Below are 12,292 nucleotides of genomic sequence, written 5' to 3'. Positions count from 1 at the left end.
TTAAAGTGCAATATTCATGCGCTAGAACTACAGATTGGATGTCGAGAATAAATAGGATTCATATGAGCCATACAACACAACATGATCTTATTGGTCTGGCCGATGTCGCCGCCAAAATTCCAAAGTTTATCGGCAAAGTCCCGAATCTTATTCAGGGTCTGAGTCAAGCCTATTTACGAACGCCATCCACCCCTGCCGGTCTGGGCATTGCCTTTGAAAAAGCGGTCAAACGTAATCCGCATGGTCTGGCTTTAATGTTTGAAGAGCAGCGCTTTAGCTACAAAGCCCTGAATGAATGGGCCAACCAGATTGCCCACTATTATCTGTCACAAGGCGCACGCAAAGGCGATGTGATTGCGGTAATGCTGGAAAACCGCCCGGAACTGATCGCGACTATCATCGGTCTGGCCAAAATTGGCGTCACCATTGCACTGGTAAACACCTCACAGGTCGGCAAGGTGCTGACCCATAGCATCAATCTGGTCAAACCGGTCGCGCTAATTGTTGGCGAAGAATGCCGTGCTGCGGTAGAGGAGATTCGTCAGGCGCTGGATTTGCCGGCAGATCGTCTGGACTGGTTTGCCGATCAGGAAACCCAGCGCGATGCGGGCAAAGCTCCGAAAGGCTTTAACAATCTGGCCGAAAAGATCGACCATTTTCCGAAATTCAATCCGCCGACCACGCATTCCGTCCAGGGCAAAGATGGCCTGTTTTATATCTATACCTCGGGAACCACCGGCCTGCCGAAAGCCGTGGTGTTCACCCATAGCCGCTGGACCCTGGCCTATGGCACCTACGGCCATGTACTGAATCTGAATCCAAAAGATGTCATGTATGTGACCCTGCCGCTGTATCATGCCACTGGTATTGTGGTGTGCTGGTGCGGCGTAATTGCCGGTAGCGCAACCCTGGCAATTCGACGTAAATATTCCACCTCCAGCTTCTGGAAAGATGTACAGAAATTTAATGCCTCTGCCATTGGTTATGTCGGCGAGCTGTGCCGCTACCTGATGGATGCACCACCATCCGCGCTGGATCAGGGCCATCGTGTTACCAAAATGATTGGGAACGGCATGCGCCCGAATATCTGGAACAAGTTTAAGCAACGCTTTGGCATTGAAGAAATTCTGGAGCTGTATGCCTCCAGTGAAGGCAATGTCGGCTTTAGCAACATCTTTAACTTTGACAATACCGTTGGTTTTTCTCCAACCCCTTATGCGATTGTGGCTTTCGATAAAGAAAAAAATGAACCGGTCCGGGATGCGCGCGGCTGGTGCCAGAAAGTCAAAAAAGGTGAAGTTGGTTTATTGATTGGCAAAATTACCCGCCGTTCGCCATTTGATGGCTATACTGATCCGGAAAAAAACAAGGCGGTGATTTTAAAAGGCGTTTTCCAGCGTGGCGATCAATACTTTAATACCGGTGATCTGGTACGAAATATCGGCTTCCGTCATGCCCAGTTTGTTGACCGCCTCGGGGATACCTTCCGCTGGAAAGGTGAGAATGTTTCCACCACCGAAGTGGAAAATATACTCTGTGATTATGAGAAAATTGCCGAAGCGGTGGTTTACGGCGTAGAAATTCCAGAAACCAATGGCCGTGCCGGAATGGCGGCCATTACCTTAAATACCGATGCAACACTGGATGAACATGACCTGCAGCAGATGGTGAGCCAGTTTAAACAGGCCCTGCCCGGCTATGCGGTTCCGGTATTTTTACGGATTCAGGCCCAGGTTGAAACCACCGGCACTTTTAAATATCAGAAAAACAAGCTCAAAGAACAGGCATTTAATCCGGCAGCTACCACGGATCGTTTGCTGGTGTTGCTGCCCGGTGCAGCGGCTTATACTGATCTAACCCCGGAAATTTTCGAGCAGATTCAAACCTATCAATACCGCTTCTAAGCCCAAAGTTGTCTATTTTTTGATTCCCTAGCATGAATTTGTTTCATTTATAATCAAACATAGACAACTTTTTTATTTTTTACTTGCGCTCAAACGAGATCTTGCTACAATACGCTCCATCAAATGATATGGGTCGTTAGCTCAGTTGGTAGAGCAGCGGACTTTTAATCCGTTGGTCCCGCGTTCGAGTCGCGGACGACCCACCACTCATTTGAAAGCCTAAGATGGGTCGTTAGCTCAGTTGGTAGAGCAGCGGACTTTTAATCCGTTGGTCCCGCGTTCGAGTCGCGGACGACCCACCATCTTTCCTTAGGAACTCTGCAAAAACTCCAGTTCTTGCATATTAAAAAATAAGCAGCTTATTTTTTATTCCTCAGGGTCGTTAGCTCAGTTGGTAGAGCAGCGGACTTTTAATCCGTTGGTCCCGCGTTCGAGTCGCGGACGACCCACCATTTATCTTCCAAAATAAATATCTTCGCTTCCCTACTCTGCATTGCACATTTATATGCTGGGCTGCATCGTATCTGCGCTACAACCTCAATATTAATGTGGATGAAAGAACGCTCAATCTGCTTTTTTAATCGGCCGACTTTTCCAGATAATAAGCATGTGCCGGTAAAGGATTACGGGAAAAATACTGCTGATTTACCGTCGATACTGTGGCAATTTTTTCTAAATCCATGCGTAGATTCTGCGTGTCATCAATATCATAAAAAATTTCCACCCCATTACTGCGATGCACAATAATCTGGTGTGCGGTTTCATCATACATCCAGTAATCCAGATGATAGTTCATTTGTGCACCGGCCATGACCCGGCCAAGATAGACAATGGAACGATGTGCGGTGCCATCGGGCAATAAAGTCAGAATAAAATCGGCTGTACCGGTCTCACATTTGACATAGGCATCTTCACAGCTAATTTTTACCTGATACCGGCCGAAATAGGCCAAGGCCGCTTCCGGCACCACGGCTTTATCGGCATCTTTTGCAGATGGAAATACCGGTTGGCCAGCCACTTCACTCAGGCGTTTACTTGGCACATCTTCCGTCACCTGCAGGTCTGCCACGGGTGTAAACGGCTGTGCCTCCTCTTCTTGACTGTTAAACGTCGGGTCACAAGCGGCCAAAGACAGGCAACAGATTCCCCATAACCATTTCGAACAATGCACAGCCAATATGGTGTCTCCCGGGTATCAATAAAAATAGCCACCGTATGCCTTTGCATCAGGTTGATGGGCACACAGCGAAGCTATTGAAATTACATGAATTTTCACCCAAATCTACAGTTTTTGTAGACCTGTTTCAAGATTTTAAAGCGCAATATTTATACCGTGTCATTTTATTTACATAAATTAACGATTTATAGCGCATTGACCCTTTAAAAACGGAAATAGGTCGCCATTTTTATTTTATGAGTTGTTGATTGACTCACCATTTTATTTTTTAAGGAGACCTCAATGGCCAATGTTGGTTTATACCGCTCTAACCGCTCAAACATGATTGCAGGTGTAATGGGTGGTATTGCTGAACGTTTTGGTTGGAATGCAAATTTACTCCGCATTATTTTTGTGTTGGTATCCATTATGAGTGCCGCCTTCCCGGGTATTCTGGTGTACTTGGTACTGTGGCTGGTGATGCCGAAAAAGAAAGCTGAAATTGAACACGTGAATGGCTATCGCAATCCGGTACGTACCATTCATGAAGATCAGAACAGTTACCGTTAATCTTCATTTTTCTTGCACAGTTTAAAGCTACGGTGGCCCCCTATTACCGTAGCTTCTTTTTTCTGGCTTTAACTTTCCGTAGTTTTGCTGCGTAGCCAGATCAGACGCTGGTTCATGGCGGCAATCATATCGGCGCGGCTAATAATCCCGACCAGCTGCTGCTGTTCCACCACTGGAATATAGTTAAACGAACGTTCCACAAAATACGGGACCAGATCGGCAATACTCTGATGTGGTTTTACCGTCACCACCTTGCGGTTCATAATGTGTTTGACCTGATGCTGCCATGACATCCGCACATCAGTAGCATGTTTAAACCATTCCACCACTTCATACAGTGCCAATGTGCCGACCAGTTGCTGCTCGGCATTTACCACCGGCAAGCTCATTAAATTGACCTGCTTGAACTTGTCTAGCGCGAGCTGGATATCATCATCCTGCTGCAAGGTAATCACATCATGGGTCATGATATCTTCACAGCGCCATTCCTGCACGTTTTCATCCTGCATACGCGCATTGGCCTGATATTGCGCTTCCAGAATAATTTTCTGCAAGTCATATTCACTAATGTCCAGCAGCTCGGTCTGATGCTCCAGCACATGATGAATATCTTGCGGCTGAATGGTGACTTTCTGGGTCGGGGTCGGGTCTTGCGAACGCAGGTTCAGCTGGGCCTTGTGTGGATATTGCTTGCCAGTCAGTCGGTTAAACATCATTGCCACCAACAGCAATAACAGCGAATTTAACAGCACCGGATAAAAGATAAATAAATAGCCCAGTTCACTGACCGCCTCACCGCCCAATACTGCGGTAATCGCCACAGCACCACTCGGTGGATGCAGCGAATCGGTCGACATCATTAAAATAATAGATAAGGCCACCGCCACACTAAAGGCTTCGGTCAGATTCGGAATATACAGCGCACAAGTCACACCAATAATGCCGGCAATAGTATTGCCAATCACCATATTCCACGGCTGTGCCAGCGGACTGGCCGGCACCGCAAACAGCAATACTGACGACGCACCCATCGGCGCGATATACCAGGCATTAATATCGCCCAGAATCCATAAGCTGATCAGTGAAGATAAACTTAAGCCCAGCAAAGCACCCAATCCGCACAACAGACGTTCTTTCAGCGGCAGTAATTTGAAATTGGGTTTTAAGATTTCTAACCATTCAGATTGCGGATGAAACACGGGAATCCTTTGTGATTTTGGCGACGGCCGCCATTATAAAATGAAGCAGCTTATAAGATGTATTCATTCTATATCTTATAATTATGAATTTTTCTGTTGAGATGTATATCAGTATAGGCACACTGAATCATCCTCTTTTTAGAAAAAATTGATAAGCCCTTCATTTTAAAAACATCGTTTTTGCGTATACACCGTTCAGCGCAGATGATTGCGCTGTATACACCAGATGAAACCAATCTTTGAGAAAAATGACTGAAATGACAATGCTGGGTTTTCCCCGAATCCTACAGATCAAAATCCGTTTTTTGTGGATAGACAGATCAACCGAATGTCGGTTTCTCTACTGATTTTTCATGGCGATTTTTCGGTTAGGCTTCGCTTCCTGATCAAAGCGCCAGCATTGTATGGATAACCTTTGCTACCTCCCGCCAAAATCCTTATAATTGAGCACAATTTTTCTCTAATTTTAAGTGGATGACCATGAGTCGCGCCATATCGCATATTGATACTTTCCAAGGCTTAATTCTTGCCTTACAAAATTACTGGGCGGAGCAAGGCTGCGTCGTGTTGCAGCCTTACGACATGGAAATGGGTGCAGGAACATTCCACACTGCAACTTTCCTACGTGCATTAGGGCCTGAAACCTGGAATGCCGCTTATGTGCAACCTTCACGTCGTCCAAAAGATGGCCGTTATGGTGAAAACCCGAACCGTTTGCAACACTACTACCAGTTCCAGGTGGTATTAAAGCCAAACCCGGACAACATCCAGCAGCTGTATCTGGATTCTTTAAAAGCCATCGGGATTGATCCTTTGGTTCACGACATCCGTTTTGTCGAAGATAACTGGGAATCACCAACACTCGGTGCTTGGGGCTTAGGTTGGGAAGTTTGGCTGAATGGTATGGAAGTCACGCAATTCACTTATTTCCAGCAAGTCGGTGGTGTTGAATGTTATCCGGTCACCGGTGAAATCACTTACGGTTTAGAACGTCTGGCGATGTACCTGCAAGGTGTCGACTCAGTTTATGATTTGGTTTGGACTAAAGGTCAGTTCGGTACGGTCACCTATGGCGATGTGTTCCATCAAAACGAAGTGGAACAATCGACTTACAACTTCGAATATGCGCCAGTCGACAAACTGTTTGAACTGTTCGACTTCTATGAAGCAGAAGCCTCTCGTTTAATGGAAGCGAAACTGCCACTTCCTGCCTATGAGCAAGTGGTGAAAGCATCACACAGCTTTAACCTGCTTGATGCGCGTGGTGCGATTTCTGTGACTGAGCGTCAGCGTTATATTTTACGTGTCCGTACATTGGCGCGTGCCATTGCACAAAGCTACGTGGCCGCACGTGCAGAGCTTGGTTTCCCAATGGCAGAACCGCATTTACGTGATGAAGTTCTGGCACAGTTAAAAGCACAGGTTGAGGCGGAAGCCGCGCAAGCAGAAAAATCAGCGGAGAACAAATAATGTCTAAACATACTGTTTTATTTGAACTTGGCTGTGAAGAACTCCCACCAAAAAGCCTGAAAAAATTACGTGATGCATTACAGGCAGAAACGGTTAAAGGCTTAAAAGATGCAGGTCTGGCTTTCGATTCAATCGAAGCCTATGCTGCACCACGTCGTTTGGCACTTAAAATTGTCAATGTAGATGGCGCGCAAGCCGACACTCAAAAACGTTTTGACGGCCCTGCAAAACAAGCAGCGTTTGATGCTGAAGGCAATCCAACCAAAGCTTTAGAAGGCTTTATGCGTGGTCAAGGCATTACGGTTGATCAGGTTTCGACGTTCCAGGCCGGTAAAGTTGAAAAAGTGTGCTACTTAAAAGATGTCAAAGGCCAAAGCCTGGATGCGCTGTTACCGCAAATTTTACAAAATGCTTTGGACAACCTGCCAATCGCGAAACGCATGCGTTCTGCAGCAAGCCGTACTGAATTCGTACGTCCTGTAAAATGGGTAGTGTTGCTGAAAGACAACGATGTGGTTGATGCAACCATTCAAGATCATAAAGCTGGCAATGTGACGTATGGTCACCGCTTCCATGCACCTGAAGCGATTACGCTGGCCAATGCAGATGCATACTTAGATGCACTTCGTAGCGCTTATGTGGTTGCGTCTTTTGAAGAGCGTCAAGCCATCATCGACCAGCAAGTGAAAGCACTTGCTGATGAAGTGAATGCGATTGCGATTGTGCCTGCGGATCTTCGTGACGAAGTCACTGCACTGGTTGAATGGCCTGTTGCATTACGTGCCAGCTTCGAAGAACGCTTCCTTGCTGTTCCTCAAGAAGCTCTTATCACCACCATGCAGGACAACCAAAAGTACTTCTGCCTGGTGAATAGCGATAATAAACTGCAACCGTACTTCATTACGGTGTCAAACATCGAGTCGAAAGATCCGTCACAAATTATTGAAGGTAACGAGAAAGTCGTTCGTCCACGTTTGTCGGATGCTGAATTCTTCTTCCTGCAAGACCAAAAACAACCGCTTGCTTCTCGTAAAGAGAAATTGGCAAACATGGTCTTCCAAGCAGAATTGGGTACGCTTTGGAACAAATCTGAACGTATTGCCAAACTTGCTGTTGCGCTTGCGCCAATTACAGGTGCACATGCGGCTGACGCTGAAAAAGCTGCCCTGCTGGCAAAATGTGACTTAACCTCTGAGCTTGTGGGTGAATTCCCAGAACTTCAAGGCATCGCGGGAACTTACTATGCACGTCTTGAAGGCGAAAATGATGAAGTGGCTGAAGCACTTGGCGAGCAGTACTTGCCTAAATTTGCAGGTGATGTTTTACCGAAAACCAAAACAGGTACAACCATTGCGCTTGCAGACCGCTTAGATACGCTCACCGGTATTTTCGGTATTGGTCAAGCGCCTACAGGTTCGAAAGACCCGTTTGCCCTGCGTCGTTCTGCAATTGGTATCTTACGTCTAGTGACTGAAAACGAGCTTGATGTTTCAATCGAAGATTTGATCAAACTTGCTTTAGCTGCGTATGGCGATGTACTCAAAGATCACGATAAGACTTTAAACGATGCGGTTGCATTCCTTGAAGGTCGTTACCGTGCCAAATATGAAGACCAAGGTGTGGCTGTTGACGTGATTCAAGCCGTTCAAGCCTTGTCACCAAAATCACCGCTTGATTTTGACAAGCGTGTCAATGCGGTCAATCACTTCCGCGCATTGCCTGAAGCGGCTGCACTTGCTGCTGCGAATAAGCGTGTTGCCAATATTCTTGCCAAAGAAGCGGCACCAGCTGGTGAAGTGGTTGAAGCGAATCTGGTGGAAGATGCTGAAAAAGCATTGTTCGCTGAACTTGCAAAAATCACGCCTGTAGTTGAGCCATTATTCGCTGCTAAAGACTACACTGCTGCGCTCTCTGCACTTGCTGCACTGCGTGCGCCTGTAGATGCGTTCTTTGACGGTGTAATGGTGATGGCGGATGATGCTGAATTGAAAGCAAACCGTTTACGCTTGCTTGCTCAGCTTCGTAACTTATTTACGAAAGTGGCGGATATTTCGGTGCTTCAACACTAAAAACTAATTGGTTGTAAAATACACGAAACCCCGCTATAACATTAGCGGGGTTTTTTATTTTTATAAACAATATATTAGGGCTGATAATGAGTGTAATTATTAAAGAATTGGAGATTTTGAATTTTAGGTCATGTAAAGATACTCAGGTATGTTTAAAAAATTTCACCGCTCTAATTGGTTATAACAATGCGGGTAAATCAAATATTCTTTTGGCTATTAAATTTCTTTTAGAAGGCTTAAGTGTTAAATCTTTTAACTACTATGCAAATGCAAATAATTGTGAAGAACCCATAGAAGTAACAGCTCTCCTAACCAACATCAAAGATGACTTATTAAATTGGCTTTGTTGCACAAAGATTTCATAACTATATGATTTTAAAAGTTTTGATTGTTTTTTGATCCAAAATTAAATTTATTTAAATCAGATGCTTACATATTTATGCAACAAAGCCTATTAAATTTATTAGAAGAGGATCATGCAAATAAGCTTCGACCATTTATACAAAATGAAGAATTAAAAATTAAAAGAAGAACCTTCCTCGATAGAAATGAAAAACAGAAGATAGTTGCTACCTTATTTGATGGTAAGGAGTGGAAATCTATCCCTTCCGGTATTGAACAATCAATTATAAAAATTTTTCCAAAATTCATTCATATTGAAGCCATGACAGATGCTCATGAGGATTCAACAAAAAATAAAAGTGGGACAGCAATATCTAAACTTCTTGAACTGATTTCTTTAGAGATTCAAGAAAACTATCAACAAGATTTTATAACAAGTTTGGAATCTGTTTCTAATCTTTTATCACATGATGGAAGTAATAGAATTCCTGCATTGAGTAAAGTCGATACAGGTATAAATGAAATAATTAATGACTTTTTTCCAAATATATCGGTAAAGCTGCATTTCCCAACCCCAACCATCGAAGATATTTTTAAAAGTGGGACTTTGAAAATATTTGAAGATACACATACAGAAAGAGATTTTAATAATTTTGGGCACGGTACTCAGCGCTCAATCCAAATGGCTCTTATTAGATATTTGGCTGACTTACAGCAAAAGAATCCTAGCTCAAGAAGATCAAATACTATTATTTGTATTGATGAACCTGAACTCTATTTACATCCTACAACTATTGAACTTGTACGTGATGCATTAATGACTCTCAGTAATTCAGGTTACCAGATTTTATTTTCTACGCATTCCGCAAGTCTTTTGTCCTCTGAACATGCAATTAATGCTTTACAAATTCATAAATCTCCAGAGTTAGGCACACAAGCAAGAAAGCCTATTTCAAAAATTATCGAATCTCTTAATGCTAAGTATCCTAGTCATTTTTATGAAGTGTTTAAGTTAAATAATGCTTCTCAAATATTTTTTAGTGATGAAGTCCTTTTAGTAGAAGGAAAAACTGAGCTTAGAGTTCTTCCTAACATATATACTAAAATACATAAACGCCCTTTTCATCTCAAAAAACTATCTCTAGTTTCTGCTGATAGTAAAACCAGTCTTTTACCTATTCAAAAAGTTTTAGGTGCTCTTGGAATTCCTTCAAGAATTCTTACAGATCTTGATTTTATCGGTAATTGTAAGGATTGGGATCTAATTGATGATTCTAATGCTCATTATTTTGAAGAGTTTAGAAGTTTAGTAGAGAGAAATAAGGACTTACCTGATTTGAATATTTGTCAGGATCATGTCAAAGACTGTTCGTCCTTAAGACAAATCGGTGCAAAAAAGTTTAAAACTCTAGCTCAACTACCTGAAGCCAAACCCATACTAAAAAACATTCATAATTCTCTAAAAGTTAAAGGCATATACATATGGTGTACAGGAGATATTGAGGCTGTTTATGGTTTTAATTCTAAAAGAGAACAAGAATGGCGTAGATTTAATACTGCTCTTATAAATAATGAATCTATTGAAGAATTAGTAAGTGATTACGAACATTTGAGAGATGCTATAGAGTGGATTAGCTAAAAGTGGAGTAACTATAGGCATATCCCTATATATTTCATATACTCAACCTAACAACACTCAACAAGAAAGAAGCTTATGAAACTTAAAACTTTAATTTTATCTGGTCTAACTTGCCTTTCTCTGGGTGCATGTACCTCTGCGCCAGTCATTCCACAACTACAAGCAGGGGTATTACAAGAAGTCCAAAATCTTGAGGTCTATCCAGACACCACGCATAACTCGGCCAAACTGACCAAGTTTATTGATAAATGCGTGATTGAATTTAGAGGGCAGCTCAAAGCCGGCCGCTCAATTGAACAATGGGCATTTAAAGGCAACACCCTCATTTCAGCCGGTTCAGCTACCTTTGCCCAAGATGGCACCAGCACCGCCCATAATTTTGACCTGCATGATGCCACGGTACAGAAAAACTTCCTGACCCTGCGCGATCATTTCCATAAAGATGCACTGGCGCAATGTAACTAAAAATTCAAGCATCATGCCTGCAAAAGGTATGGTGCTTTTCCACATTTCCTAGAAAAAATAAAAATAACCCGAAAAATAAATAGATTTTTCATCATTCAAATTATATCTGCTATACCAACTGGTATAAGACTTCGCAGCCAATCCCCGGTTTACAAAAATGCCTGAATTGTTAAGCAGTTGTAGCAAGATTGTGGATGTTTTTGCATAAAGCATATCGGCGCATATTTTTCTCCTTAAGATAGGCACCGCTCACAGCATTGCGTCTGTGGCACACATGCAAGGAAAATCCTATGAAGAAAACTCTCACAACAATATTCATGAGCAGCGCCCTACTCGCGACATCTTCACTGTATGCCGCGCCAGCACTTCAGGCCAATGTCAACGCATCGGCAGCTGTGCAGACGCCACAGGCTGGTGGACTTTTAAATAATGTAGTGCAAGGTACGCAGCAGACCTTACACAGCGCAGGCGAGCATGTCGGTCAAGGATTACATAGCGTAAAAACCACGACCCAGAACACCTGGCAAAACACCAAACAGTTCAGCAATGAAAAAGCCGAAGCCGGCAAAGAAAAAGCCGCAGATTTAAAACAGGCGGCCTATGAACGCTCAAGCGAACTGAAACAGTCTGCCGCCAAGAAAGCCGCAGCAGCCCGTGAACATGCCGCAGACCGCACGGAAAAAACCAAAAACAGCCTGAAACAGAAATCGGCACAGGTACAATTGCACAGCAATGCGCAGGTTGATGTCGATACGCCTGTGGCCAAAGCCAAAGTCAGCAGTAAAACCCATACCGCGGTTGGCGCTGCACAATAATCAAAATGAGAGAACCAAGCCTGCAACCCTGCGGGCTTTTTTAATTTTGTGGTTGAGTTTCAAGACAATTCAGCAGATGCTCAACACAGTAACAGGAATCTTCATGATTTCTTCATGCCTTCAGTTTAGGCTTAGGCTTTCCATTCTCTTTTAGCAGGGGTCATGATTATGCATAAAATGAAATCCGTATTGGCTGTTGGCCTTATGCTCATGGGCACTGCAGTCTGGGCACAAACTCCACCAGCAGAAGCGAATAGCAGCACCAAGCTCCAAGCCCCGATTCAGCCGTATGCCGATAATCCGAATTTACTGCATGTCTGGGCCTATAAAGCACAGCAAGGTGTTTTAAACGCGGCAGATCGGGTTGGTGAAGTGGCAGAAAAAGGTGTGCAAAAAGTACGGCCTTCGGTGCATCAGGCCTGGGAAAATACCAAAACCTTAACCAGCAACACCACGCAACAGGCCAACCAGAAAATTCAGGACACCAAAGAAGCTTTAGGCGGCGCACCGCAACAGCCGGTACCAATTGTACAGGGCAGCTTGAGTCAGCCAGATACCGCTCAACCGGCGGCATCAGTACCTGCTGAAACCGGTTCAGGGGCCACCAGCTATGCCGTGACCGAACTTTAAGACGGGAGTGAGCGAGAGCCTCATCATCACTCG

The 12,292-nt window shown here is 44.0% G+C and carries 11 protein-coding genes and 3 tRNA genes; 12 read left to right on the top strand and 2 right to left on the bottom strand.

What is annotated here, in order from left to right; genetic code table 11:
* Window positions 1-62 precede the first annotated feature (62 nt).
* The 4 genes from FTU67_RS07715 to FTU67_RS07700 all read left to right on the top strand — a co-directional run bounded on the left by FTU67_RS07715 (window position 63) and on the right by FTU67_RS07700 (window position 2,356).
* The gene (locus FTU67_RS07715) at window positions 63-1,904 is read left to right on the top strand and encodes a long-chain-acyl-CoA synthetase (protein WP_168384441.1); all 1,842 of its coding nucleotides are present in this window, start codon (window positions 63-65) and stop codon (window positions 1,902-1,904) included.
* Window positions 1,905-2,034: 130 nt separating this feature from the next.
* Window positions 2,035-2,110: transfer RNA gene (locus FTU67_RS07710), tRNA-Lys, on the top strand.
* Between the two features lie 20 nt (window positions 2,111-2,130).
* Window positions 2,131-2,206: transfer RNA gene (locus FTU67_RS07705), tRNA-Lys, on the top strand.
* Between the two features lie 74 nt (window positions 2,207-2,280).
* Window positions 2,281-2,356 (top strand) — tRNA-Lys (locus FTU67_RS07700).
* 125 nt (window positions 2,357-2,481) lie between these two features.
* Here FTU67_RS07700 and FTU67_RS07695 read toward each other — a convergent pair.
* Complete coding sequence (locus tag FTU67_RS07695; protein WP_228289529.1) at window positions 2,482-3,075, bottom strand: hypothetical protein; 594 nt, start codon at window positions 3,073-3,075, stop codon at window positions 2,482-2,484.
* Between the two features lie 288 nt (window positions 3,076-3,363).
* Between FTU67_RS07695 and FTU67_RS07690 the strand changes: the two genes are divergently transcribed.
* Window positions 3,364-3,630: a PspC domain-containing protein gene (locus tag FTU67_RS07690; protein ID WP_005181954.1), complete on the top strand. Its 267-nt coding sequence runs from the start codon at window positions 3,364-3,366 to the stop codon at window positions 3,628-3,630.
* A 68-nt stretch (window positions 3,631-3,698) separates the two neighbouring features.
* Here the strand turns inward: FTU67_RS07690 and FTU67_RS07685 are convergent, their stop codons facing one another.
* The gene (locus tag FTU67_RS07685; protein WP_005181952.1) at window positions 3,699-4,829 is read right to left on the bottom strand and encodes an HPP family protein; all 1,131 of its coding nucleotides are present in this window, start codon (window positions 4,827-4,829) and stop codon (window positions 3,699-3,701) included.
* Window positions 4,830-5,309: 480 nt separating this feature from the next.
* Between FTU67_RS07685 and glyQ the strand changes: the two genes are divergently transcribed.
* The 7 genes from glyQ (at window position 5,310) to FTU67_RS07650 (ending at window position 12,259) form a co-directional block, all read left to right on the top strand.
* Complete coding sequence (gene glyQ / locus FTU67_RS07680; protein ID WP_127801778.1) at window positions 5,310-6,299, top strand: glycine--tRNA ligase subunit alpha; 990 nt, start codon at window positions 5,310-5,312, stop codon at window positions 6,297-6,299.
* Complete coding sequence (glyS, locus tag FTU67_RS07675) at window positions 6,299-8,368, top strand: glycine--tRNA ligase subunit beta (RefSeq protein WP_180006768.1); 2,070 nt, start codon at window positions 6,299-6,301, stop codon at window positions 8,366-8,368. The genes glyQ and glyS overlap by 1 nt, the downstream gene beginning before the upstream one ends.
* A gap of 86 nt (window positions 8,369-8,454) precedes the next feature.
* A complete protein-coding gene (locus FTU67_RS07670; protein WP_180006767.1) occupies window positions 8,455-8,733 on the top strand; it encodes an AAA family ATPase in 279 nt (92 codons plus the stop codon).
* Between the two features lie 74 nt (window positions 8,734-8,807).
* The gene (locus FTU67_RS07665; RefSeq protein WP_180006766.1) at window positions 8,808-10,349 is read left to right on the top strand and encodes an ATP-dependent endonuclease; all 1,542 of its coding nucleotides are present in this window, start codon (window positions 8,808-8,810) and stop codon (window positions 10,347-10,349) included.
* 75 nt (window positions 10,350-10,424) lie between these two features.
* On the top strand, window positions 10,425-10,814 hold the full coding sequence (locus tag FTU67_RS07660; protein ID WP_005181941.1) for a hypothetical protein: 390 nt from the start codon (window positions 10,425-10,427) through the stop codon (window positions 10,812-10,814).
* Between the two features lie 290 nt (window positions 10,815-11,104).
* Window positions 11,105-11,629, top strand: a complete 525-nt coding sequence (locus tag FTU67_RS07655) for a hypothetical protein (RefSeq protein ID WP_005181937.1) — start codon at window positions 11,105-11,107, stop codon at window positions 11,627-11,629.
* 204 nt (window positions 11,630-11,833) lie between these two features.
* Complete coding sequence (locus tag FTU67_RS07650) at window positions 11,834-12,259, top strand: hypothetical protein (RefSeq protein ID WP_104470692.1); 426 nt, start codon at window positions 11,834-11,836, stop codon at window positions 12,257-12,259.
* Window positions 12,260-12,292: the final 33 nt, after the last annotated feature.

Origin of the sequence: Acinetobacter sp. YH12132, from assembly GCF_013418645.1 — a bacterium.
GTDB classification, from domain to species: Bacteria; Pseudomonadota; Gammaproteobacteria; order Pseudomonadales; family Moraxellaceae; genus Acinetobacter; species Acinetobacter indicus.
Note: the sequence above shows the minus strand (reverse complement) of the source record. Positions and strands in the feature narration are given on the sequence as shown.